The sequence below is a fragment of the Christiangramia portivictoriae DSM 23547 genome, assembly GCF_000423045.1.
Taxonomy (GTDB): domain Bacteria; phylum Bacteroidota; class Bacteroidia; order Flavobacteriales; family Flavobacteriaceae; genus Christiangramia; species Christiangramia portivictoriae.
Genome location: NZ_KE383972.1, coordinates 352086 through 376124 on the forward strand (window position 1 = coordinate 352086; position 24039 = coordinate 376124).

Sequence of the window (24039 nt, forward strand, 5' to 3'; positions counted from 1 at the left end):
ACTTAAAATCTTAATTTACGATTGAATTTTAGTATACATTTGATTGGAGTTACCATTTAATTGAATGAATAAATACATCGTTGTAAACCAGCCTGAAAACTGGACCATTTCACCTGAAAACACAAAAATTATCTCTTCACGGGATTATCTTACCAATCCTGAATTTGCAAAATTAAAGAACGTTAGAATCTTTAACCTTTGCAGGGATTATTCCTACCAGTCCAAAGGATATTACGTTTCACTGCTGGCGGAAGCGAGAGGTCATTCCGCAATTCCAACAATTAAAAACTTAGTGGATCTTGGGGAGCCAAAACTGGTAAGAATCGTTTCAGATGAATTTGACGATCTTATACAGCGAAGTTTTAAAAGCCTCAAGTCAAACGAGTTTACACTCAGCATTTATTTTGGACAGAACGTCGCTGCCAAATACAAGGAACTAAGCGCTACTTTTTTCCGGCATTTTCAAATCCCTTTATTACGGGTGAAATTTAGTTATACAAATAAGTGGAATATTAAAAATATCAAAGCGATATCTGAAGCTGAAATTCCTGAAGAACATCGGGAAAGTATGTTCGCATTTGCAGAGCAATATTTTAGCAAAAAGCGTTATGATACACCCAAACTTTCGAATTATGACTATGACCTGGCGATCCTGGTAAAAGAGGGTGATCCTGCTCCGCCCAGCAATCCAAAAGCTTTGAAGAAATTTGTGGAGATCGCAGAAAAAATGGGCTTTTATACTGAAATTGTATCTCCCAGAGATCTTTCGAGGCTCTCTTCATTTGATGCGCTTTTCATCCGGCAGAGTACAGAAGTGAATAATGAAGCCTATGCCTTTGCACGTAAGGCGCAACAGGAAGGCATAGCACTGGTAGACATGCCAGATGCGATCCTGAAATGCTGCAACAAGGTATTTATGGCGGAAGCTTTACAGAATGCAGGAATTCCTACCCCGGAAACCATGATCGTACACAGGGAAAATATAGGTCAAGTTCTCCAGAAAATTGGATTGCCGGTAGTGCTGAAATCACCAGATTCTACATTTTCATTTGGTGTCAAAAAGGCTAAGACCGAAACTGAATATCATGAACTGGTATCAGCAATGCTTAAGGAATCAGAATTGGTCATCGCTCAGGAATTTTCCTATTCTGATTATGACTGGAGAATTGGAATACTGGATGGCAAAGCATTTTACGCCAGTAAATACTATATGGCCAAAGGACACTGGCAGATCTACAACTGGAACGCGGAGGATAAATATGACCAGGACGGTAATGCAGATTCTCTGGCTATAGAAAAAGTACCTCCTGATATTATAAAAATCGCGGTTAAGTCGGCCAGATTAATGGGCTCAGGTTTGTACGGAATTGATATTAAAGAAACTAAAAAAGGTCCGGTAGTTATTGAAATCAACGATAACCCAAATATAGACGCAGGAGTGGAGGATGAGTATTACGGTGAAAAGATCTATACAGATATCATCATGGCACTCAAAAAACGACTGGAAAAAAATTAGGTATGGCTTATCACTTATTTGAAGTTTTTGGAGTAGAGTTGGAATATATGCTCGTCCAGGATAATACAATGCAAGTAAATCCTGCTGTTGACGAATTATTTACACTTAAAAACGGTGTGCTTACTTCCGATATTCCTAATGGAAAGATTGAATGGAGTAACGAACTGGTAGCGCATGTTGTGGAATTAAAAACGAATGGACCTGTTTCCAGCCTCGTAGGTCTGGAACATGAGTTCAATCAGGATGTAAAGGAAATCAACAAGCTTCTGGAAAGCATCGATTCAAAATTACTGGCTGGTGCCTGCCATCCCTTAATGAAGCCCCTTGAAGAAACCAAATTGTGGCCGCATGATCATAATGAGATCTACAATCTTTACAACAGGATCTTTGATTGCAGAGGTCATGGATGGAGTAATGTTCAAAGCATGCATATTAATTTGCCATTCGCAAATGATCAGGAATTTGAGCAATTACATGCCGCAGTACGCGTGCTGCTTCCAATAATACCGGGTTTGGCTGCAAGTTCACCGGTACTGGACGGTAAGTTCAACGGCTATAAGGACTCCAGAATGCATTACTACAAGACCAACCAGAAGGAAATACCTCATATGACCGGAAAGGTAATCCCTGAACAGGTCTTCAGTAAAAAAGAGTATTATGAGAAGATCTTTGAGCCTATAAATAAAGCGATCCAAAAGTACGACACTGAAAATATACTGGATCATCACTTTTTAAATTCAAGAGGAGCCATATCCCGTTTTGACAGGAATGCCATTGAGATTAGGGTGATCGATATTCAGGAAACACCTTCGGCTGATATCGCCATCGCGGCCTTTGTTGTGGAAACCTTGAAATTGCTGGTTTCAGAAGAGCTGGTATCTTTGGATGATCAAAAGAAATGGCACGAAGATGACCTTTTTGTGATTCTTGATGATGTCATAAAAGATGCTGAAACCACATTAATTACCAATAAACGATACCTGGCGATTTTCGATCTGGACAAGGAGGCCGATGTGAAAAGTATCTGGAAGAACCTTTACAAAAGGGTAGGTTCTAAATTATCTGTCAATCATCAGAATCACATTGAATTTTTACTACAGAATGGAAGTCTGTCATCACGAATCTTAAAATCCCTGAGAGGCGATTTTTCAGAAATGAACATCAAACGGACTTATTTCAAAATAGCTGAGTGTTTACAGTCAGGTCGCATGTTCAGGCCATGAAATTACTTTTGACCTGTGAGCATGCTACCAATGCAATTCCATCACAATACGCTTATCTTTTTGAAACTCATCATGAAGTTCTGGAAACTCACGAAGGTTTTGATCCTGGTGCTTTCGATCTGTTCAAATCCCTGGAAACACTGGCCGATGCCAGATATTATCAAAAGGTAGGAAGATTGCTTATCGAAACCAATCGTTCCTTGCATCATCCCAGCCTTTTCTCCCGGTTCTCGACAAAACTTGAACAATCTGAGAAGAACAGTATAATCGCCACATATTATACACCTTACCGATCTCAAGTAGAAAATATGATCAGAAATTTTCAGCAAGATAATCATGTCGTGCTGCATGTTTCGGTACATTCATTTACGCCGGTTTTGAATAGTCTGGAGAGAAATTGTGACATAGGGATACTGTATGATCCAGGAATTCCCTTAGAAAAACAGTGGTGCGTGCAATTTAAATCCTTGCTAAATCAAAAGTCTGCCTATAGAATCCGCAGTAATTATCCTTATTTAGGGAAGGCTGATGGATTTACAACATACCTTAGAAAAAGGTTTCCTGAAAATTATCTGGGAGTCGAAATCGAGATCAATCAGAAATTTGTCAATAGTAATTTGATGGACGGAAGAGTAAAAAAGCTCTTATTTGACTGTATAGAAAAAAGCATAAAAAAAGCTCCTTAAACAAGGAGCTTAAATTCGGGGGATTTCATATCTATTTTAGATCATATTCCAGTGTGATCTCTGCATTCAGTAATTTAGATAGCGGACAGCTTTCTTTCGCTTTTTTCGCGATCTTATCGAATGTGTCCTTATCGATTCCCGGTACATCTGCCGTTAGAATTAAGTGGGATTTTGTAATCTCACCATCTTCAAATGTAATCTCACTGGTAGTAGCTACCTGGTTTGGCTCAAAACCATCCTCTGTAAGAAATGCAGATAATTGCATACTGAAACAACCAGCATGTGCAGCTCCAACTAATTCTTCCGGATTTGTTCCATTTCCATTTTCAAAACGAGTTTTATAAGAGTACTGTTCGTCTTTCAAAACTCCGCTTTCAAGACTTACAGTTCCTTTTCCTTCCTTTAAAGAGCCTTTCCATTCGGCTGATCCTTTTCTTATCATAACTTTATTATTGATTTTGATCTAATGTAAGGAGCATCAGCATTAATGGAAAAGAATTATCATAACCTTAACCAGAAACCTAAAAAATTTAAAAAAAAAGCCCGGAATTTCCGGGCTTTATCTAAAATCGTGGTGATTTCTTATTTGATCTCTACAACTTCCAGATCGAATACCAAGTCCTTACCTGCTAAGGGATGATTCGCATCTACTACGATCGTCTCCTCTTTAACGTCTGTAATAACCAGGTTGATCTCACGACCATCAGGTCCTTTAGATACCAATGGCATTCCAACTTCAGGTTTTAATTCTTCCGGAAGCTGATTTTTCTGAACTTCCTGAATCAATTCTTCTTTTGGATCTCCATAGGCGTCATCCTTAGATATATTGATAGTCTTTTTTTCGTTAATTTCCATACCAATAAGGCCTTCTTCAAATCCAGGAATTAGCTGACCCTGACCAAGAGTAAACTCTATTGGTTCTCCACGTTCAACCGAACTGTCAAAAACCTGTCCATCTTCTAATTTTCCTGTGTAGTGCACCTTAACGGCATCATTCTGCTTAACTTGACTCATAAAATATTGTTTTCCATTACAAATTGTGGCTTCGATTAGCTCTCCACCATTTCATCTACAAAAGTGCAAGGACCTTGCCGAAGACCGGAATGACCGACACAATAGCTGATTATACCGGCAATATGTCAGGCAATGATTGTTTATTAAGTTAAAAAAAGATAACTTTAAGCAGTTACTAACCAACTTCTTACATAATGAGTAAATTTTCTTTCAAAAATACTTCCAACAACCGAAGAAATTTTATCAAAAAATCTGCTGTTGCAGCCACCGGATTCATGATCATTCCACGACACGTATTGGGTGGTCCTGGTTTTACGGCACCAAGCGATAAGCTATTGATCGCCGGGATTGGAGTAGGAGGTAAAGGGGAGTCAGACATTATGAGTTTTTATAAAAGCGGCAAAGCTGAGATCGCATATTTATGTGATGTTGATGACCGGCGTGCAGCAGCTTCCAGAAAAGCATTTCCAAAGGCTAAATATTATAAGGACTACAGGGAAATGTTCGATAAAGAATCCAAGAATTTTGATGCCGTAAGTGTTTCCACTCCAGACCATAATCATGCTGTCCAAACTATGGCTGCGATGGAGCGTGGCAAGCATGTCTACGTTCAGAAACCTCTTACGCATGATATCTATGAAGCAAGAAAACTTACAGAAGCAGCAAAGGAATTTAAAGTTGTAACCCAAATGGGAAACCAGGGTGCTTCTGGGGATGGTGTACGAACCATGAAAGAATGGTATGAAGCTGGTTTAATTGGTGATGTAAAGGAAGTGAAAGTCTGGACGAATAGGCCCGTTTGGCCACAAGGGATTCCCTGGCCAAAAACCAGTAGTGCTATCCCTTCAGAACTGGATTGGAAACTGTGGCTTGGTACCGCACCCCACAAGGATTATGTAGATGGATTAGTTCCCTTTAACTGGCGCGGCTGGTGGGATTATGGAACGGGTGCTTTGGGCGATATGGGTTGCCATCTTATAGAACCACCTTTTAGCGTACTCGGTCTTAAATACCCTAAAGAAGTGGAGTGCAGTGTTGGTAGCGTTTATGTTGATGAATTTCAAAGAGGTTACTTCCCAGATAGCTGTCCTCCTTCAAGTCATGTTATTATGAGCTTTGATGGAAAGAATGATGATGCAGAGGACATCAAGCTACATTGGATGGACGGTGGGATAAAGCCAATGCGACCTGAAGAATTAGGTCCAGATGAGACTTTCGGAGATGGAGGAAATGGAGCATTGATCATTGGCAGTAAAGGCAAGATGATGTGTGGTACCTACGGACTCAATCCTCGACTTTTGCCTACTTCCAGAACAGAGGAAGTTAACATAGCCCAGACGTACGAAAGAGTTCCGGATGGTATGAATGGTCATTACGCTCAATGGGTGGAGGCGGCTATTGCTGGATACGGCAATAAAAAGTTGAGTTCACCGTTCGATATCGCAGGTCCTTTAACTGAATCTTTATTGATAGCCAATCTTGCTATTAGAGGCTACGATATTCAGAACATGAAAAAGGACGCTAATGGTAAGGACCAGATGATCTATCCAGGTAGAGACCTGAAAATGATCTGGGATTCAGACAACATGAAAGTCACTAATTTTGATGAAGCAAACCAATTTGTTAAACGAGAATATCCTGAAGGATTCACTTTATCTTAAAGGATGCTGTACTTCAACAATCTGTACAGGCTTAAAAAATCTGCGATTTTGATCTCCGGTTTTATTTTGATGATTTACCTAACTGCCTGTACGGCATTTGATGGTAGCAAGGAGACTGAAGACTGGGACACCATTTGTGTAACTGCGACGGCCTATAATTCAGTGGAATATCAAACACAGAATAATCCCAGGATCACTGCCTGGGGAGATACTTTAAAACCAGGCATGAATGCGATTGCAGTTTCGCGCGATCTTTTAAAAATGGGACTGGATTATAATTCTCCTATTAAAATCGAGGGCTTCGACAGTGTTTTTTATATTAAGGATAAAATGCATTATCGCTGGAAGAAAAGAATTGATATTTACATGGGCCAGGATGTTTCAAAAGCTAAAGATTTTGGCAAGAAGCAACTGAATATTGCCTACATTTTTTCGAAGGATTCTTTGAAAAACTAGGATTGTTTATCTTCGAACTTCTTAAAAGTTCAAAATGATGCCTTCTTTCAGATCTACATTCCTGTTGCTTTTTACATTTGCCATTTGCGTTCATACCTTAATCGCTCAGGATAGCCTTTCTTCGGAAAATAATAAAGTGGTTATAGGGATTTCAGAAACCGCTCCATTTGTTGAGAAGCACAATGACAAATTTAGAGGATTGAGTATTGCCTCCTGGAAGATGGTAAACGAGGAACTGCAACTGGACTATGAATTTAGAGAGTATCAGGACCTGGGGAGTTTGCTGGCAGGAATTGAAGCAGGAGAGGTGGATTTTAGCATCAATCCTGTTACCGTAACAGACAACCGGATGCATCGTATGGATTTTTCACAACCATATTTTATATCGCATACCAGCGTTGCCAAAAGATCAGAATCTCAAACTTTAAGACACCTGCAGAATTTGTTTAGCTGGGAGTTTTTCTCGATCATCGCTTTACTGCTGCTCATCATATTCATTTTTGGTTTTTTAGTTTGGATATTCGAAAGAAAGGAGAATAAAGATGAATTTGGTGGGAATCTCAAGGGCATTCTGCAAGGCTTCTGGTGGAGTGCGGTCACAATGACCACTGTGGGATACGGTGATAAATCTCCCAGAACCCTGGGCGGGAGAATTGTAGGACTCATCTGGATGTTTATGGCGGTCATTATCATATCCAGTTTTACAGCCGGCATCGCCTCTTCATTAACAGTAAAAGGAATCAATGAAGATATTGGAACCATTCAGGATCTGGAAAGGTTTGAGGTTACTACGGTGAGCAGTTCCAGTTCACAGGAATTACTGGAATTATATAATATCGAGGCAGATTTCGTTAATAATGAGATAGAAGCATTAGAAAGACTCATTAACGAAGAAACATTTCTGGTGGTGTATGATGAACCGATTCTAAGGTACCAGATAGAACAATTAAACCTGAGCAACGAACTTGAAATTGTCGAACAAAGTTTGAAAAAAGATTATTATAGTTATGCCTTTCCAAAAAGTTCTCCATACCGGGAAATGATCGATCCTGTCCTGGTAAGAGTATTGAAAACTATGGAATGGGCAGCCATTGTCAAGGATTATAATTAAGTCTCTGATAATTGATCTATAATGCCTGGCTGCAAATCAACCTATTACATTGATTGAAAATATAGTTCGAGCAAGCATCAGATTATCAAAAAATGAAAAATTATGTCATTAAATTATTGATAATTAGTATATTGGGAGTTCAAAATAACCAAACGACCTAATCATGACCAGCGGGAACAAATCTGAAAATACTTCAGACCCAAACATCTTCAGCCAGAATAACAGTAATACTAATAAGTTTATCTATCTAGCCATTGCCTTTATAGTCATATTTACGGTAGTAGCCATGACTGGTGTCTATTACGAATACTGGTAGACTTAAGCCTTAATTTCATTTAGCAAAAGAAAGGCTTTGTTGACATATTCCTTCTCCAGGAAAAGTGCGAAGTAGTTTGAGGTGGAAATCATTTCAAAAACCGGTATTCCTTCATATGCCAGCAATTTGAACATATAAAAGTATAGTCCCACTGTTTGTGAACTATTCTTTGGTAATGCTATGGTGATCGACGACAGCTCCTTTTTAACCGTCACCCTTACTTCATTTTTAAAACAATCTTCCACGAGATCGGTTAATGTAGAAGAGACCAGGATGTTACTTTCCTGGTAATTACTGGAATAATTAAGGTATATGCCGGTTTGGTCCTTTACAGCCTCCAGAAGTCTTGCTTTATTTGCGATGATCGTCTTGCTGTTTAGAAAAGTATATTCGGTAATACCAGAACGCACAATAATATCCCCAAGTTCTCGCAAATTTTTCATATTGATCTTGGTTCTATGCGGAGCGTAGCGCCGAAGAGCCATTATAATACTTCCCTGCTTTACTGTTTTTCGCATCTCCTGTTCAACCTGTGGCTGGATATCGGCGGCTAATCCGCTAAAATTGATGATATCCCGGGCGATCGCATCGTCAAGAAATGGTTGATGCCTAATAATATCGTGGACTACGGTAGTAATTGTCTTCATTGTTAATTATTGTACACAATGTACAAATGTATATAAATTGATTAATTTTCTTTAGCGCAGCTGAAAGTATATGTACTTATGCACAGAGAAATCGGGAGATATGAAAGTTTTAAAATTTGGAGGGACTTCAGTAGGATCAGCAGAAAACATCCGGAATGTTTCAGATATCATTCAAAATATTGATGGTGAAAAGTTACTGGTTCTTTCAGCAATGTCTGGTGTTACAAATTTACTGGTAGAATTGTCGGGACATATTCAGCAGCAGAATCAACCTATGATCGATGAAGTATTGGAAGCTCTTTTCTCCAGACATGAAAATGAAATTGAACTCTTATTCCCTTCAGTAGAAGACAGAAAATATATGTTTGATATGCTGCAGGCAGAACTTTCAGAATTACGTCACATGGCTGATCAAATATACTCTTCAGAAACAGAGAGTAGTATATTAACCGCAGGCGAAACTATTCTAACAAAGATGTTCAGCTTTTATCTAAGCACAGAACATATTGAGAACAGATGGCTGAATGCACGAGACTTTATGCAGGTGTCCAATCTGGAAAATCCAAATACAGAGCGGGTCGGAAAATTGCTTCAGGATCAGATCGAATCTCAGGACAGGGCACCAATCTACGTAACTCAGGGTTTTGTGAGGATTAATGATCGTGGAGAAATTTCCACGCTGAATAGGGGAGGTAGTGATTTTACTGCCACAATTATTGGAGCTGCTATCAATGCTTCTGAAGTTCAGATCTGGACAGATATTAATGGATTGCATAATAACGATCCCAGGATTGTAGAAAATACGTTTCCGGTCGCTCAGCTAAGTTTTGAAGAAGCGGCAGAGCTTGCCTATTTTGGCGCAAAGATTCTGCATCCCCAAACCATATCCCCGGTTATAGAAAAAAACATACCAGTATTCTTAAAAAATACATTTAAACCAACCGATCCCGGAACCTGTATTTCAGCTATTTCTGAAATAAAAGGTTTAAAAGCAATTTCAGCGAAAGACAATATCACGGCAATTAAAATCAAATCGAACAGGATGTTAATGGCTCATGGTTTTCTTAGAAAAATCTTTGAGGTTTTTGATAAATATGAAACAGCCATCGATATGATCACTACTTCTGAAATCGCCATATCGCTTACCATAGACAATATTACGAACCTGGAACCTATTCTTGGAGAGCTTCAGGCTTACGGAGAGATTAGTGTAGATCGAGATCATAGTATCATTTGCGTAGTTGGCGAAGGACTTATTGATGATCGCGGAACCCCGAGGTTATTTGAAATTCTGGATGACGTGCCGGTAAGGATGATCTCTTACGGTGGAAGCAATAACAACATTTCACTTTTGGTGGATACAAAATACAAGGCTGCTGCTTTGCAGAATCTTAATAAAAAATTGTTCAGAAGGGCTTTTGAAGCCAGTGTTTGATACTTCTGATGATGTTTGGTTAAACTGTTTTTTGTGTAGTGAAAACCGTTGGAAAGCATTTGCTTCCAGCGGTTTTCTATTTTAAGAGTTCTTCAATTGAATATACCTGGACATGAAATAAGTACTTCTCTGCAAATGATGTTTCATCATACTTCCTGTAAAATTTAATTCACGATGCTTCTGAAGTTCTCTGGAGGTGCGGGAAAGATAGCTTTTCAATCTATCCTGATGATAGTTCATGTCAAAACGCTTCTCGATTATTTTATATCCATTTGCGCTCATCTCGTTCCAAAGTTGTTCATTGGAATACAAGTTTCTGGCCGCCTCAATGAACAGATCGTCATCATGCTCAATAAAACCATTCCAGTCAAGTTGTCCAGCCATGCCCTCACTTCCAGTATTTGTGGTTACCGAAGGCGTACCACAAAGCATGGCCTCAGCCAGTTTACCTTTTAAACCGGCTCCAAACGGAATGGGAGCAAGGCAAACTCTGGCAGCACTCATCACTTCCAAAGCATTTTCTGCCCGACCGTGAACAAGAAATTTCTCGCTCTCATTGTGCAGATTCCAGACTTTTTGAGAAGGATAAGCGCCGTAGATATGTAAGTGAGCTTCCGGCACTAATTTCCTCAGCACAGGCCAGATATTGTTTTTAAGGTGAAGAACAGCTCTCCAGTTTGGTTCATGGAGAAAATTACCAATGCTTACAAAGTCTTTTCTGTCTTCAAACTTTTTCACTTCAGAAGAAGCAGGCTTCATCATGAACGGCAAATAAAAAAGAATATGTTCTGGAATCTTCAGTTTATCGATCAACAGATTCATTTCAAATTCAGAAATGATAAGGGAAATATCACACCTGAAAATCGCTGCAGCTTCCCGTTTAGTGATGTTTGCATTCAAATAAGCAGAATTAAATACCTGTCCTGTCTTTAGAATTTGCTCCCTAACCTTTCTAAGCGAATGCAGGTCTTCGGTATCCAGGATCTTTAAAGCATCTGGACAAAATTTATCCACTCGCCACCCGAACTGTTCTTCCATCATAAACCGGTCAAAGAGTACAATCTGAGGATCTAAATCCTGAATAAAAGTGTCAAACTCATCATTATTAGGCTGAATTTCCCGTGTGGCAATTCCAATTTCCTCAAGACCTGCCATATAATCTGATCTTTTCGCAGAAGTTGCAAAAGTGATTTTATATCCCTGTTCCCTGAAAAACTCGATCAATTGCATCATTCTTGCACCAGCGGCAGATGATCCAGGTTCTGGCCATACGTATCCTATTATGAGTACTCCGAGCATTATTTTTAAAGCAAAAATACATTTTTTAAATCTGGCTGGTGAGCAGGAAAGTCGCTGTAATCCAAAGTACAATCGATAGCAAGCCACCAATGATCAAAAAATGTTTGAATTTGTAGATACCCATGCCATAGATGATAGTATTGGTCTGGTAGCCCACTGGTGTAAAAAAACTAAAATTAGATGCGAACAGGACGGCCAGAATAAATGGTTTTGGATCGAGTTGTAATTTAGTGGCTATGGTTATCGCAATAGGGGCGATAATGATCGCGGTAGCGTTGTTAGAAATAAAACCACTTAAAAACATGGTCACCAGGAATAACAAACCTATGATACTATAATTAGGCTTCCCATCAAACAACAGCAATAGATTGGTAGAGATCCAGTCATCTGCCCCGGTGTTGCTCATGGCTACACCTAATGGAATCATTCCCGCCAGTAAAAAGATAATTTGCCAGTTCACCTGCGTATAGATTTTTCCCAGGTCGATACACTTAAAGAGGATCATTAAAAAACAACCAATAACGGCACTTTTAAGAATAGGAAATATTGAAAAAGCAGAGAGCGCAATAACCAGAATCAATATCGCCAGGCTGAGGGATCGTTTTTGTCTCGAAACAGGACTAATTTCCTCGTGGTTTTGAAGAATGCTAATGTTGTCCATTTTCTGGAGTTCATGTAGATCATTTCGAGTAACTTCTACCAGCAAGCGATCTCCAACCCGCAATTCAATATCATCAGATTTTTTATTAAAAATCCTTCTTTTTGGATTTCTGAAACTTCGTCTTTTCCGGATCGCCAGGGGTACCGCTCCATGGAGATCATACCAGCCCACGGTTTTGATGCTTTTTCCAATTAAAGGGGAATTGGGTAGCATTAATATTTCGACCAGCTGTATGTTTTCTTCAATTTCTGAAGCTTCCTGCATAATTGGCTTTATAGCTTTAGCTTCAGAATTTCTAATAATGGTGAGATCGCCTTCTTCCTTTAATTGAATGAGCTGTTCTATGCTACACCTAAGTAGTAGTTGATCACCAGTTTTTAGGGTGGTATACTTGCCTGGGTGATCATTGATAACACCTTTTCGCTTGAGCCTTATAACTTCGATCGCGTCCTTTTCATTGCCAAATATATCGCGCAGGTTCTTCCCGATTAATTTAGATTTTTCACTAACGATTCCTTTGGTTATAAATTCGTCTAAATTATAAACCGAATTAAGATCACTGGATTGTTTCTTCGGAAGAAATCCTGCCATCAGGCTCACCAGGAAAATAGTGATTAGCATAAAAATGATGCCGTACCAGCTAAATTCGAAAAATCCAAATCGTTCCACTCCTCTTTTTACTGCCACGGCATTTACTATAAGGTTGGTAGAGGTTCCCATAAGTGTACAGCTACCACCAATGATACCGGCAAAGGAAACTGGCAATAACAACTTTGAGCTGGGGATGTCATATTTTTCTGCCAGCTCATCGATGATCTTTACGAAAACCAATACCACAGCGGTGGTATTTATAAATGCTGAAATACTCCCTGCAATAAACATAAAAACCGGGATCATTATAAAGAGGGGGAGTCCTTTTAATTTTCTCATTCCCTGAGCCAGTAGATCGATCACTCCGTTATCTTCCAGACCTATAGCGATGATCATAAGGCAGAGTACCGTTATGGTTGCTGCGCTGGAAAAACCTGAGATAGCCTCTTCCGGAGAAACCACATTGGTTAACAAGAGTAATCCAAGGATGATAAAAGCGATCTTATCCACCGGGAATACCTCGAGGGCAAATAAAACGATCACTCCAAGAATGATCACAAATAGTGCAATGATTTCCAGACTCATTCGAAAAATAAATTTGATAAATGTAGTATCCTATCAAACCTCTTGTTAGGTTTTCAGAAATATTTATGATAGTTACTGCAGGCTTTTCACTTGTGTTTCGCTATAATAAGGATCTATTAAAAACTAATTATGAGCAGAGGTTTTGTTAAAGAAGATGATCAGGAAGAACCCATAATCGTACCACCGAGAGCAGCGATACCAGATGGAGTTACCAACTACGTAACGCCTAACGGATTTGAGGAATTACATTCCGAAATGAAAGCACTTGAAATTGAACGATCAGAAATCAATACCACAGATGAAACTGAAAAGAGGAGAGCAAAAGGCCTGATTGACGGTAAAATAAAATTGCTTGCAGAGAGAATTCAGTCTGCCCGGGTTTTAAATCCTACGCAACAGGCGCAGGATGAAATCAGGTTTGGTGCTCACATCAAATTAAAGAACCATAACACATCCCACATTCAGAAATTCCAGATTGTAGGAGTTGATGAGGCCAACATTAAAGATCAGAAAATTGCGTTTGTGGCGCCAATAGCCAGAGCGGTCACAGGTAAAAAAGTTGGTGAAACTGTGGATTTTAAATTGGGAAATGAAACGCGTACACTAGAAATTCTTGAGATTAATTACTCTTCCTGACTTCCAGTAATATTTTGAAGGTTAAATTCAACCGAATCTTCAATATCGCCATATTCCGATACTTCTATCTCGAAATCATAAACTGCCGGACCTGATTTCAAGTTTAGATTCTGTAATTGATCCGGATCGACTCTGGCACTATATATACCCGGCTTTAATCCCAGATAGGTGAAATACCCGTCGCCTTCAGAAAGCACTTCTGCAACCACCTGGTCGTTCTGATCTAATATCTGCACTTTAATTCTACCCTGTCCCCGGTATGAATCTTCAGATTTCAGATTCACAAAACCGGATACTTCTCCCAAGACACTAACAGGAATTTCAATGGTTTTAAACTGGTTTGGTACAGTCTCTACCAGGATCTTAGGATTGTTCACCTTCCACGCGATATTGTCCAGGCTGTTGCTTTCCACTTCCAGCATTGTTTGAACGTACGGTTGCAGATCTGTCAGCCTGATTTCAGTTTTATCTTTATTGTATTTCAGGAGACCCGGTTTTGTTTTCAGCTCAATTCCAGGAACTCCCTTCTCCATGGGATCTCTTTTACCATTGCCATTTAAATCAAGAAACGGCAGGATGGTAATGCCACCACGAGCAACTCCCGGACGATTGCTTAAAGTCACATAATCATTCGCGTCGTCCCAGCGAACACTTCCCCGTGCAGATTGAATATGCGAGGAATTTCTGTTGCCAAGTCTTGAAGTAACCGAAGTCTGTGCGAAATTGAAGGCGTAACGTAAGCCAATTTCGAAGGTGTGAGCATCCCTAAGCGCGTTATTCTCATAAGAAAGATTAAGGAAACCCCGCTCAAAAATCACTCTTTCCAATTCCAGATTTAAGTTTCTAAAACTTTGATCCCCAAGATCGAATTGTACCTGAGGCGAGAATAAAACCTGGTAAGGCAAACGGTAGGTTTGTGAAAGAGAGGAATAGATCGTAGGGTTTTCGAGATTGGAATTAAAAATTCCATAGGTAGTAAGGTTGGTACTAATGCCAAATAGATTTCCGGAAAGCAGCAATTGTGCAGTTGTGAAATCTGTTGTAGGCAGAAGGATCTGATTAATGGAAAACCGGCTAAAAGCGGAAAAATTCTCTAACCGGATGGGAGCAGAAAATCTAAATTCTCGTTCTTCGAGGTAATTGAAATTGATGGCGGTCTGGTCGTCGTGATATTTGGCATACTTCAAATCAAACTGAACCCTTGAAGGAGTCCGGTAACTCAGGATTCCTTCACCTTTTACACCATACGTATATTCACCAGAAAATAGAAGATTTGAAGTCATTCTCAGGGAAGTATTCACGAACGGCATGTATTCTCCACTGCGTACATCAGACAAATATTCGACACCTCCACCAATGGTTAGACTCCTGGAAACGCCGTATCCCATTGTATACCTAGAAAATCTTCTGTTATCCTCATCTTCAACCACACCGGCACTCAACGCATATTGAAATTTATGTTCCGGTACAAAATTATAGGGGATGTTGATGACCCTGGTATCAGATAATTCTTCGCCATAAGGCCCAAAAAAACGAAGATCTATATTGGTGTTCCCATACATTAATGGCACATCAAAGGAGTAAAACCCTGAAGCATCTGCCTGTGTAAAGTCTACAAGCACATTGTTCACGTAAAGTTCCACAGTCCATCGTGGTTCGGTATAATCATTCAAAATGTAGGTTCCATAGGAGCGACGGTTTACCAGAGGTGCGTTGGTTAACTGTACACCTACAACCGGAGCAAATAACGACGATGTGGCGCCCGTGAAAATTTTACCTGCTGTAACCTGTTTAAAAAGCTTACTGTCATTATCTACATACTTCCACTGGTAAAACTGGTTTCTGCCTGTGAACGGTACTCTGTCTGAATAATTTAACAGGATATTTGTTTCACCACCCGCGAACATGGTCCCAAGTCCCAGATTGAACCGATTGTCATCCTGACCGTTCGTTTGCTGCGTGGTTGTTATGGCCCAGTCCAGATTTCCTCCTTTAAAAAATGGATATTTTCTTTCTATAAGGGTGTCTGGTTCAAGAATTCCTATGCTTCGGTTAAGATTCTTTCGAGCTCTGTCTCTTCTTTTTTGCTTGATTATAGGTAATTCCAGCTCTGTTGAAAAGGCAATTTGTAAATCCCGAATGGAAAAGGTTGTTTCTAACCCGAAAAACCTTTCGAAGAGATCAGACCGTAGATAAAAGATGGTAGCGGTTTGTATATATTCTTCATTCTGAAGCTTAATTTCCTGCGCATCCAACTCCAGGATCTTATTTTCCAGATCGAGTGTATACGGGGAATCCATATTTTCAACGAATCCTGAAATCACAGTGTTTGTATCATTGGTTTCGCTTTTAAGCTGAAAAAGTTGAAATAGATCGAGAAAGCTTATATACGCAACTTCATTTTTAATTGCTACAGGAATTTCCATGGTCCCCAGTTCACGGGAGGTCATGTCTATCATGAATTCATCATAATCGGGATATTCCTGAGCTTTTAGAACGCTGGAAAACGAAAGCAGTAAGAAGAACACTAAAACTCTGACCTTATACGAATGGCGAATCAATAGAATAATTCTTTTCATACGATACTAGCTGAACTATTCCTGAATAAAAGTAAGTGTGAAGAACCCGCTATAATTTCCTGCACCATTCGCTGAAAGCGGACCAATATTAAGAGTTCCGCCAACATAAACCGGGTTCGGAATTTCTGAAGCAGCCGTGGTAATAAAAGTTTTACCCGTACTATAGCTATTAATTTCAAGAGTTAATGTTTGTCCGCTTGTACCATTTAGGGTAAACTGACTGTCATGCATGATATTCACCAGGGTACCTGGATTAGCATAAACATCGAACAGAGCAGGAGAGACCGTAGTACCAGTGTTTAGCAGTTTTACATCTCCTGTCCAGGTGCGGGTACCATCGGAATCCACAGTAACAGTTCCTACACCATTATCAACTGCGAAACTTCCAAAGTTGAGAAATTGTGCAGTGTTCACTTCAACGTTGATTGGGATAGGTGGATTTTCCTGTGCTTTTAATTGCTTCGGAAAAAGGGCGATCATGAAAACGATCATTATGATGAAATATCGATATTGCATATAATTATTTTCTCACGATTACTTTTTTTGTAAATGTTCCTTGTGCTGAAGTATAAGTAACTAAATACACTCCGTTGCTTATAATATGATCAAATCTTAGATCTGCTTCGGCCGAAGCAGGAAGCTGCTGCAGGATCTTTCCATTTAAATTACTTAAGATCACGATATCCCCTTCGGCAGAATCTGCTTTCATCCGCACATGAATGGAACCCTGACCGCTCTTCAGAATAAAAGGTTCAAAGACAACGTCGGTTGGTGATACCTTATCATCATTAAAACGCAGGTAGAATCGATCATTGATTTCACCTTTATCGAGATCAACCTCGTAATCTTCATCCTGGAGGTTGGTCACCTTGTCATTTTGAGTATCTATAAGATAAATAGACATTTGAGCTGAAAGATTTTCAAGATCTTTTACACTGAATCGTATGGATCCAGATTGTTGTAAATTAACTCCAAGAGGAATTTGTTCTAGATTTTTGGCGTTATTCAATTTATGTGACTTAATGCTGGCTTCCAGCCGATCTTCAGTGATAATATATAAGTTCGGAACCTGGGTATTTGTATTCAGGATCTTCAAAGCATCTTTTTCACGATCGAATTTTCTACTGGCAAACGCATCATTATAAATTACTATGGCATCTTCAGCATTAGAAAATGAGAAGCTAGCGACAATACGGGCAAGTTCAGTATGAGATTCCTGTTGTTTATAGAAATCTTGCTCAAAATCGTTTACTCTTACTGAATTGTCCATGCTAATATTCGAACTGGAAGTACCACTGGTCGCATGCACAAAAAACCCCTGCATGGAAGGAATGATGTTTCCAGTATCGCCAGTAGAGCTAATGCCTGCAACATAAGAGGAGTAGGTGCCATTATATTGTTCCCCACTGGTGGAATTGAAAAAATAAACGGCGTTATCTATATTGGTAGTCATGGCAGACACCATATTCCAATCAATAGGTGATGGATAGGGGTTGGACACCAGGTGATAGCCTTTTGTATAATCTCCATGAATACTACTTAGACTTGTATTCATCGCGCCATCCTGTACACTGCCTTCCAATTCCACAACCACTGGAAGATCGCTGTTACCAAAGTTGAAAGCATAGCCTTCAAGTGAATTCATTGCATTAGTAGCAACATCATAGGCCTCCCATCCTGAGATATCATTACCATTAGCGTCTTTATTTCCTTCGATATATCGATATACATTTGGAAACTCTGACCCTAAACTGACGTATGGCGCGAAATCTCCAATGGTAGAGTCAGCAAACGGACTTCCAAAATATTTGTATCCAGAAGCAGAGGCAAGATATCGCTGCATTTTGACGGTACCGTTTAAGGTACCTGTTCCAGATCCATCGATAAGTGCAGTTTGATCCAGATTGCTGATTAAGGTTACTTTATTATCTGTGAAGAATATGCCCCGGTTAATTTTAAGCCAGCCATAAATTTTTAAATCTGCATTATTATTTACCTGCAGCGCATTGTCGATCTCTAGATTTAGAATATTTCCATTGAGGATCATGGAGGAGCCAATTTGCTGTTGTAGGTATCCTTTAAATGTAAGGGTGCCGGAATCTGCATCTATCTGTCCGGGACCAGAAACCTCGCCATATATTTCAAGTTTATTATCCAGGATTTCAATAAAACTAGATTCTTCCAGGATAATGTTTCTAACTTGGGCTATAGGTCCACTCTGTATGACCGGGTAATTTTGTAATCCTCGAGGAATTGTCACATCGGTTTCTGAAGATGGTAGAGTTTCGCACAACCAGTTTAGAGGATTATTCCAGTCATTTCCAACAGATCCACTCCATTCAAAAATTTCATTGATGATCACTTTTGCAGGTTTGGAAAATGTTACTTTGCAACCACTTACACTTCCGGTTTCCTCATCAGCTACAGCTTTTATCTTAACTCTGTATAAAATTCCTTCCAGATCGCTTGAGATATCTGTTAGAACCAGATCTTTAGATGTTTCACCATCAATATTTATATAGTTGCTGTCTTCGCTACTTTTTTGCTGCCACTGGTAAGAAAATTGCTGGTCACTGGTAACCTGAGTCGCAAAGATCACCGTAGAACCTATACAGCCCACCTGATCACCCGGACTCACAAGATTAAAACAATTCAGTTTGTCTGCGATTGCCGGAGGAAATGTTTCGATGTTATCTTCGTAACTTTCTTCAGAGCCATAATCACAATCTGTTTGCGCAACCCCTGTGGTATCTCCCTCGTACTCATCACAGCTTGTAAAATTATCCTGCCAGCCACTAACATCACCAAAGATATATACATTGCCGTCTTCGATATCTATGGAAGCTTGATCTGAACCTGAAGTTCGGGTAAAATTCCCCATTACAATAAGATAGGAGGAGATACTTATATCTACTTTGTTGCTCCCAATAAAGTCACCATATACAATAACGACAGCGTCGGGACCCATAGTAAACTGGCTTTTGTTTCCAGACATGTTGAGGTCTCCGTACACTAACAAGGTTCCGTTTACAACAAGATGACTGTCGTTCGATGGTAAAGTTACAGATAAGTATTCTTCAGTTTCACCCAGGGCAACCGTATGTAAACTATTAATTGTAAAGTCTTCCTGTGCGACCGACTGTCCCGACAGGAATATGACAAGAATTAAAAAAAATGAATGTCTAATTTGTGATAAGAACATAGGCTATTCCAGGTCTAGAACCGCATTTCCTAACATCACACCTTCTTCAGTTTCGTAAAATATTTGCAAAGATCCTTTTCCGGGATCCATCTGCTCGAAGTTTTGCAAGTCGAAATTAAAGCGTCTATTCAAATTTGGGGTATAGACTGCGATCCCTTTTACCAATCCTACTTCTACCGGTTCACTTTCTGGAGTATCGTACAAAACCCGAAGATTTCCATAAGCAGACATATTACCAGTTCGATTGAAATTCAAACTTAGATTTCCAGTATCCTTATCCAGGGATAGATCGTTAATTTTAATCTTTGTTGTTGATTCCCCAACTTTCAATATAACGGGAATACTAATTCCAAATACTGTCTTGATATTCAGGGAAATACCATCCTGGTCATTTTGAGCTTGTTCGCTACCCAGCGCAGTTTGCTTCTCGATAGCCCTAAAATACAAATGAGACCTGTATTCCTTATTCTCAAGTTCACCAGACCTGGTTATCTGCAACTTTACTGTTTGTGCTTCGTTTGGTGCCAATCGCACTCTACGAGGATAATACCTTAGGTTCTTATCTGCAAAGAACTGTCCTTCCTCCGGCTCGGTGATTTCCACGAAACCTCCGGCTTCCTTCATTTTGTACTGGATGAATGAGATGGCGTAAGATGCAGTATCGCTACCCGTATTTACAAGGTTTACTTCCTGGCTACGCTGATTTCCATCAAACACGACACGTTTTGGCATGATCATAAGATCACCCTGCGCTTTGCACGTAAATGGTAAAAGAGTGATAAAAACAAGAAGGGCAAATTGAAATCTTAGTTGCATGGGGATTGCAGATTTATCCTGTAAGGATTAGTTAGTTATAGCTTACAGTAACATTAAAACCAGAAGAATTTGTATAAAAACCAGCCGCCTGATTGGCTTCTAGATTCAGAGTTGCTCCAATTTTTAAAATATCCAGATCTTCTCCAGATAATTCAGGAATGGCTGTGAAATCGTCAATTAAGAGAAATTGATTAGGATTATTCTCATTAAATAATTTGAAGTTTTCCGGCAGTGTAATGGAGTAATTGTAATTACCATGTTTAACCACAGCTTCCGCAGCGCTTACCTGTCCAGGATTGGCAGGAGATAATTGAAGCCCGTAAGCAGTTCTGCTTCCTTCAGGAGACAGAATGACTCTTCCAGGATTATAGCCGCTAATAACATTACCAAAATGTAAATCTACACTCTTGGTAATTTCAATAGGTTCAACAACTGCGGCGGTGGAATTGACTACTGCACTGGCTGAAACCTGAGAAAAGGAAAAGCCTGTAACTAAAAAGAATAATATGAGAATGAAAGATACTTTCATGGATAAAAGTTACATATAAACAATTGGATAAAAAAGCGCCGCCATTTGTTATGACGGCGCTCTAGATATTTCTATTGGTAGAATTGTTTACTCATAACTAACGGTAACCTTTACGTCACCGGCATATTCTGCAACACCCTGGTTAGGGTTTACAGCTAATGTTCCTCCAACGTAGATTGTCTGAGTTCCAGAAGAAGTTGATTCTGGAAGATTTGTTACAGGCGTCAAAACCATATTTGAATGACCTGTAGCAGTTAGATCTGAAGCCTCTAGTGTTATTGTATATGTTTCATCACCACCAGTGATGTCGAATGATGCAGCCTGATTGGTTGTAGTTGGTGCATCCATATCTGCATCAATGGTTCTGGTTCCTGCCGCATCTGCAGCAATAATTACATTACCACCGGCAGCAGACCCGATGATTTTACCGAAATTAAGATCATTTGTCTTAACGATTTTGAGGGGACTCACAATTACTGCATTTGTAGTAGCAGTAGCATTTGATGATCCTTGGGAGAATCCAAGAGCACATACAAACAGCATTGCGAGTAGGGCAATCTTTTTCATAAAGAGTAGGTTTAGAGTTATTTAGTGCGGTAAATATGAACTTATTAAAGTCCTACAACCAAACTTATTCGTTAAAGAGGTGATAATAGTCGATGAGTGGCAATTTACTGTCGACGAATGGAAGATATGACATGTATGGTCTGACAGAAGGGAAATTTAATCGTTGAAATAGTATTGTAAGCTTTAGCCTACAAGGTGTATTAGTTATAGCTTACCACTACAGCTATAGGTGTAGTGGTACTGTATATGCCCGGGTCCAGACCTGGTTCCAATTCCAGAGTAGCCCCAACTTTGATTGTTTGAGAGTCTTGATTTAAGGTATTGGCTTCAACTTCCGTCTTAAAATCCTTTAGTGTAATTTCTGTAGCTCCATTACTGAGTTTAATGTTTTGTTCTGGAATCTGAACGCTGTAGGCATATCCATTCTGGCCGCTAACTTGCAGATTTGCAGCAGTTGCACTTTGAGAATCTTTTAAGATCGCTCCTCCGCTAGCCGTACGGCTATTATCCGTATTTAACGTTACCTGACCACCATGCTGAGCATCCACATCCGCGAAATTCATATTAGTAGTGGTTTGCAAAGCTATTGGTTGAACGATATTTACAGAAGCAGTAAATGTGGCGGTGGCGCTTGTTTGTGCCATGGAAATATTTAAACTAAATAAAAGTATGATACTAAATAACCCTGTGTATAATGTATTTTTCATACTTCAAATATAGATAAAGAGCAGATTACATCGACGAAATACATGAAAGGATCGACAAACGACATTCAACTTTAACATTACATTAACGTTTTAAAGACAAAGTATTAATTTTTTTAATAAGAAATGGCAGTTAGTCATAAAGGCTGAAAATAAAAAAGCCGCTGTTGAATGGCGGCTTTGTTTAGTATTACCAGTTTATGAATTGGTTAATTAGCATCTGAAGCTCCTTTTTGGTTATACTGCATATTTTCTTCATCTACTAATTCCGTTTTATTTTTAGCTCTGGCATCATTACTTGCTGGTATATCAAGTTCATCTGGAGTAAAATCCACATCTTGCCTATTGCTTAAATCCTTATCCTGGCCTTCATTCAGGCTTCTACCTTTTTCGTGTAGAACCTGCTTATCCTGTTTGGTTACTTCAGGATTATAAGGTATTTCCTTTTTATCTTCACTAATCAATTTCGCGCTCTTGCTTTCTGTTTTAATCTTTTTCATAATTTCTATTTTTATGAATATACTAAATGCAAAAGGTTGAATGCGTCAAGAGGAAGTTAATCTGTAGTTAAGGTAAATAAAAAAGAGAGCCGTAAGCTCTCTTTAATATATATAAGTGTTTTAAACTTATTCAGCGTCTGCCATACTACCTTCAGATTCGAGCATTGCGAAAAATTTATCCAGATTAGGAATGATCACGATTCTCGTTCTTCTGTTCTTTGCCATATTCTCCTTATTAGTGTTATCCACTAGTGGCTGATAGCTGCTTCTTCCTGCTGCAATTAGTTTGGAAGGCTCGACATTATATTTATCCTGCAGAATTCTAACAATAGAAGTAGCTCTTCGAACACTCAAGTCCCAGTTATCCTGAAGATACGATTCTTTAACCATGGTTCTGTCATCAGTATGACCTTCGATCATCACTTCCATTGCTGGTTCACTATTAATTACTTCAGCAAGTTTTTTGAGTAACGGTTGAGCTTCCTTCGTCACTCTGTAACTTCCGCTTCCAAAAAGTAGTTTATCTGATACATTGATCATCACGACAGTTTCGTCAACATTGATATCGATATCGTCTGCATCAGCACCTTCCGAGATATTCTGTTTAAGATTATAAGAAACTGCGAGGTTGATACTATCTTCTAAGGTTTCAGCACCTTTAACCTTTTCAGGGTCCATCTTGGCGATGGTAGATTTCATTTTCTCTTTTGTCTTTTTGGACATTACAGTGAGATCATTCATTTCCATCATTCCCTCATTCTCTGTTCTAAGAGAATTGATCTTTGCATTATAATCGGCAACACGCTCTTCAATGCGTGCATATTTTTCTTCAATTTCTTCTTTTTCAACCTGAGTCTTTTGAAGTGTACTTCTGGTGTCATTTAGTTCACCTTCCAAGGCCACATACTTCTTTTTCGATACACAGGATGTTAACAAACCTGCGGTTAATACAGTAGCTGTAATTACTCTTCTCATAATTTAGTTCTTAGTTTTCTGTTATGCTATCCCTGAATGCTAGAATAGTGCCAATAGAATTCGGTTAAGCAAACGGTTGCCCTGTATTTTGGATTGATCCAACCAATCACAATATTTACAAGTGCCTTAAAAACAGGGTTCTAACGTATTTTTTCGGCGATCAATTGAATTCAAGTTAATCTCAATTTCTTTAAAAAGCATTAAGTTATCTTTTTATAAAATGTGTAGATAAAGAAGCATGACTGTTGAAAAATTCTACAAATTCAAATTCTGAAATCCTCTATTTTGAGCCTACATTCATGAGGCTAACTATATATTTAACACAAGTTT

General features: G+C 39.2%; 23 protein-coding genes. 9 read left to right on the plus strand and 14 right to left on the minus strand.

Annotation, left to right across the window (positions count from 1 at the left end; genetic code table 11):
- Positions 1-64: 64 nt before the first annotated feature.
- From G529_RS0114210 to G529_RS0114220, 3 genes are read left to right on the plus strand one after another with little or no spacing between them, the layout of a single operon-like run.
- On the plus strand, positions 65-1516 hold the full coding sequence (locus G529_RS0114210; protein WP_026916164.1) for a RimK family protein: 1452 nt from the start codon (positions 65-67) through the stop codon (positions 1514-1516).
- Between the two features lie 2 nt (positions 1517-1518).
- Positions 1519-2739 (plus strand): carboxylate-amine ligase, encoded by a 1221-nt coding sequence (locus G529_RS0114215; RefSeq protein ID WP_026916165.1) that lies wholly within the window; start codon positions 1519-1521, stop codon positions 2737-2739.
- Positions 2706-3425 carry an N-formylglutamate amidohydrolase gene (locus tag G529_RS0114220; RefSeq protein WP_340139889.1) on the plus strand — a complete coding sequence of 240 codons (720 nt, stop codon included), beginning with the start codon at positions 2706-2708 and terminating at the stop codon, positions 3423-3425. The genes G529_RS0114215 and G529_RS0114220 overlap by 34 nt, the downstream gene beginning before the upstream one ends.
- 31 nt (positions 3426-3456) lie before the next feature.
- Here the strand turns inward: G529_RS0114220 and G529_RS0114225 are convergent, their stop codons facing one another.
- Together G529_RS0114225 and G529_RS0114230 are read right to left on the minus strand one after the other, a co-directional pair.
- The gene (locus G529_RS0114225; RefSeq protein WP_026916167.1) at positions 3457-3867 is read right to left on the minus strand and encodes an OsmC family protein; all 411 of its coding nucleotides are present in this window, start codon (positions 3865-3867) and stop codon (positions 3457-3459) included.
- Between the two features lie 140 nt (positions 3868-4007).
- Positions 4008-4439 carry an FKBP-type peptidyl-prolyl cis-trans isomerase gene (locus G529_RS0114230; protein ID WP_026916168.1) on the minus strand — a complete coding sequence of 144 codons (432 nt, stop codon included), beginning with the start codon at positions 4437-4439 and terminating at the stop codon, positions 4008-4010.
- A 194-nt stretch (positions 4440-4633) separates the two neighbouring features.
- Here G529_RS0114230 and G529_RS0114235 point away from each other — a divergent pair, with 194 nt between their 5' ends.
- The 4 genes from G529_RS0114235 to G529_RS16570 all read left to right on the plus strand — a co-directional run bounded on the left by G529_RS0114235 (position 4634) and on the right by G529_RS16570 (position 7983).
- Positions 4634-6100 carry a Gfo/Idh/MocA family protein gene (locus G529_RS0114235; protein WP_026916169.1) on the plus strand — a complete coding sequence of 489 codons (1467 nt, stop codon included), beginning with the start codon at positions 4634-4636 and terminating at the stop codon, positions 6098-6100.
- A 3-nt stretch (positions 6101-6103) separates the two neighbouring features.
- Complete coding sequence (locus G529_RS0114240) at positions 6104-6556, plus strand: 3D domain-containing protein (protein WP_035696152.1); 453 nt, start codon at positions 6104-6106, stop codon at positions 6554-6556.
- 34 nt (positions 6557-6590) lie between these two features.
- Positions 6591-7667: a transporter substrate-binding domain-containing protein gene (locus G529_RS0114245; RefSeq protein ID WP_245566936.1), complete on the plus strand. Its 1077-nt coding sequence runs from the start codon at positions 6591-6593 to the stop codon at positions 7665-7667.
- Positions 7668-7830: 163 nt separating this feature from the next.
- Positions 7831-7983: a hypothetical protein gene (locus tag G529_RS16570; RefSeq protein ID WP_157514686.1), complete on the plus strand. Its 153-nt coding sequence runs from the start codon at positions 7831-7833 to the stop codon at positions 7981-7983.
- Positions 7984-7985: 2 nt separating this feature from the next.
- On the opposite strand, the gene G529_RS0114250 is transcribed toward G529_RS16570, so the two are convergent.
- Complete coding sequence (locus G529_RS0114250) at positions 7986-8630, minus strand: hypothetical protein (RefSeq protein ID WP_026916172.1); 645 nt, start codon at positions 8628-8630, stop codon at positions 7986-7988.
- Positions 8631-8730: 100 nt separating this feature from the next.
- On the opposite strand from G529_RS0114250, the gene G529_RS0114255 reads away from it, so the two are divergent.
- Positions 8731-10065, plus strand: a complete 1335-nt coding sequence (locus G529_RS0114255) for an aspartate kinase (protein ID WP_026916173.1) — start codon at positions 8731-8733, stop codon at positions 10063-10065.
- 81 nt (positions 10066-10146) lie between these two features.
- Here G529_RS0114255 and G529_RS0114260 read toward each other — a convergent pair whose 3' ends face one another.
- Together G529_RS0114260 and G529_RS0114265 are read right to left on the minus strand one after the other, a co-directional pair.
- Positions 10147-11364 (minus strand): glycosyltransferase family 4 protein, encoded by a 1218-nt coding sequence (locus tag G529_RS0114260; protein WP_026916174.1) that lies wholly within the window; start codon positions 11362-11364, stop codon positions 10147-10149.
- Between the two features lie 25 nt (positions 11365-11389).
- Positions 11390-13201 (minus strand): SLC13 family permease, encoded by a 1812-nt coding sequence (locus tag G529_RS0114265; RefSeq protein ID WP_026916175.1) that lies wholly within the window; start codon positions 13199-13201, stop codon positions 11390-11392.
- A 129-nt stretch (positions 13202-13330) separates the two neighbouring features.
- On the opposite strand from G529_RS0114265, the gene G529_RS0114270 reads away from it, so the two are divergent.
- The gene (locus G529_RS0114270; protein ID WP_026916176.1) at positions 13331-13837 is read left to right on the plus strand and encodes a GreA/GreB family elongation factor; all 507 of its coding nucleotides are present in this window, start codon (positions 13331-13333) and stop codon (positions 13835-13837) included.
- Here the strand turns inward: G529_RS0114270 and G529_RS15990 are convergent.
- From G529_RS15990 to G529_RS0114315, 9 genes are all read right to left on the minus strand, one after another.
- A complete protein-coding gene (locus G529_RS15990; RefSeq protein WP_051201465.1) occupies positions 13825-16416 on the minus strand; it encodes a hypothetical protein in 2592 nt (863 codons plus the stop codon). The genes G529_RS0114270 and G529_RS15990 overlap by 13 nt on opposite strands.
- 15 nt (positions 16417-16431) lie before the next feature.
- Positions 16432-16932 (minus strand): DUF4402 domain-containing protein, encoded by a 501-nt coding sequence (locus tag G529_RS0114280; protein ID WP_035696154.1) that lies wholly within the window; start codon positions 16930-16932, stop codon positions 16432-16434.
- 4 nt (positions 16933-16936) lie between these two features.
- Positions 16937-19618 (minus strand): T9SS type A sorting domain-containing protein, encoded by a 2682-nt coding sequence (locus G529_RS0114285; protein WP_084509795.1) that lies wholly within the window; start codon positions 19616-19618, stop codon positions 16937-16939.
- 3 nt (positions 19619-19621) lie between these two features.
- Positions 19622-20434 (minus strand): fimbrial biogenesis chaperone, encoded by an 813-nt coding sequence (locus G529_RS15995; protein ID WP_035696155.1) that lies wholly within the window; start codon positions 20432-20434, stop codon positions 19622-19624.
- Positions 20435-20465: 31 nt separating this feature from the next.
- Positions 20466-20963, minus strand: coding sequence for a DUF4402 domain-containing protein (locus G529_RS0114295; RefSeq protein ID WP_026916179.1), 498 nt, complete (start codon positions 20961-20963; stop codon positions 20466-20468).
- An 87-nt stretch (positions 20964-21050) separates the two neighbouring features.
- Positions 21051-21434 carry a DUF4402 domain-containing protein gene (locus G529_RS0114300; RefSeq protein ID WP_169513796.1) on the minus strand — a complete coding sequence of 128 codons (384 nt, stop codon included), beginning with the start codon at positions 21432-21434 and terminating at the stop codon, positions 21051-21053.
- A gap of 296 nt (positions 21435-21730) precedes the next feature.
- Entirely contained in the window at positions 21731-22237 is a 507-nt protein-coding gene (locus tag G529_RS0114305; protein WP_026916181.1) for a DUF4402 domain-containing protein, read from the minus strand.
- A gap of 206 nt (positions 22238-22443) precedes the next feature.
- On the minus strand, positions 22444-22734 hold the full coding sequence (locus tag G529_RS0114310) for a hypothetical protein (protein WP_051201466.1): 291 nt from the start codon (positions 22732-22734) through the stop codon (positions 22444-22446).
- Between the two features lie 126 nt (positions 22735-22860).
- Positions 22861-23709, minus strand: coding sequence for an OmpA/MotB family protein (locus tag G529_RS0114315; RefSeq protein ID WP_026916183.1), 849 nt, complete (start codon positions 23707-23709; stop codon positions 22861-22863).
- Positions 23710-24039 lie beyond the last annotated feature (330 nt).

What these genes read in the sequence shown, in the direction of transcription:
- G529_RS0114210 (WP_026916164.1), top strand. Translation starts at nt 65, where the DNA reads ATGAATAAATACATCGTTGTAAACCAGCCTGAAAACTGGACCATTTCA.
- G529_RS0114215 (WP_026916165.1), top strand. Translation starts at nt 1,519, where the DNA reads ATGGCTTATCACTTATTTGAAGTTTTTGGAGTAGAGTTGGAATATATG.
- G529_RS0114225 (WP_026916167.1), bottom strand. Translation starts at nt 3,867, where the DNA reads ATGATAAGAAAAGGATCAGCCGAATGGAAAGGCTCTTTAAAGGAAGGA.
- G529_RS0114230 (WP_026916168.1), bottom strand. Translation starts at nt 4,439, where the DNA reads ATGAGTCAAGTTAAGCAGAATGATGCCGTTAAGGTGCACTACACAGGA.
- G529_RS0114235 (WP_026916169.1), top strand. Translation starts at nt 4,634, where the DNA reads ATGAGTAAATTTTCTTTCAAAAATACTTCCAACAACCGAAGAAATTTT.
- G529_RS0114240 (WP_035696152.1), top strand. Translation starts at nt 6,104, where the DNA reads ATGCTGTACTTCAACAATCTGTACAGGCTTAAAAAATCTGCGATTTTG.
- G529_RS0114245 (WP_245566936.1), top strand. Translation starts at nt 6,591, where the DNA reads ATGATGCCTTCTTTCAGATCTACATTCCTGTTGCTTTTTACATTTGCC.
- G529_RS16570 (WP_157514686.1), top strand. Translation starts at nt 7,831, where the DNA reads ATGACCAGCGGGAACAAATCTGAAAATACTTCAGACCCAAACATCTTC.
- G529_RS0114250 (WP_026916172.1), bottom strand. Translation starts at nt 8,630, where the DNA reads ATGAAGACAATTACTACCGTAGTCCACGATATTATTAGGCATCAACCA.
- G529_RS0114255 (WP_026916173.1), top strand. Translation starts at nt 8,731, where the DNA reads ATGAAAGTTTTAAAATTTGGAGGGACTTCAGTAGGATCAGCAGAAAAC.
- G529_RS0114260 (WP_026916174.1), bottom strand. Translation starts at nt 11,364, where the DNA reads ATGCTCGGAGTACTCATAATAGGATACGTATGGCCAGAACCTGGATCA.
- G529_RS0114265 (WP_026916175.1), bottom strand. Translation starts at nt 13,201, where the DNA reads ATGAGTCTGGAAATCATTGCACTATTTGTGATCATTCTTGGAGTGATC.
- G529_RS0114270 (WP_026916176.1), top strand. Translation starts at nt 13,331, where the DNA reads ATGAGCAGAGGTTTTGTTAAAGAAGATGATCAGGAAGAACCCATAATC.
- G529_RS15990 (WP_051201465.1), bottom strand. Translation starts at nt 16,416, where the DNA reads ATGAAAAGAATTATTCTATTGATTCGCCATTCGTATAAGGTCAGAGTT.
- G529_RS0114280 (WP_035696154.1), bottom strand. Translation starts at nt 16,932, where the DNA reads ATGCAATATCGATATTTCATCATAATGATCGTTTTCATGATCGCCCTT.
- G529_RS0114285 (WP_084509795.1), bottom strand. Translation starts at nt 19,618, where the DNA reads ATGTTCTTATCACAAATTAGACATTCATTTTTTTTAATTCTTGTCATA.
- G529_RS15995 (WP_035696155.1), bottom strand. Translation starts at nt 20,434, where the DNA reads ATGCAACTAAGATTTCAATTTGCCCTTCTTGTTTTTATCACTCTTTTA.
- G529_RS0114295 (WP_026916179.1), bottom strand. Translation starts at nt 20,963, where the DNA reads ATGAAAGTATCTTTCATTCTCATATTATTCTTTTTAGTTACAGGCTTT.
- G529_RS0114305 (WP_026916181.1), bottom strand. Translation starts at nt 22,237, where the DNA reads ATGAAAAATACATTATACACAGGGTTATTTAGTATCATACTTTTATTT.
- G529_RS0114310 (WP_051201466.1), bottom strand. Translation starts at nt 22,734, where the DNA reads ATGAAAAAGATTAAAACAGAAAGCAAGAGCGCGAAATTGATTAGTGAA.
- G529_RS0114315 (WP_026916183.1), bottom strand. Translation starts at nt 23,709, where the DNA reads ATGAGAAGAGTAATTACAGCTACTGTATTAACCGCAGGTTTGTTAACA.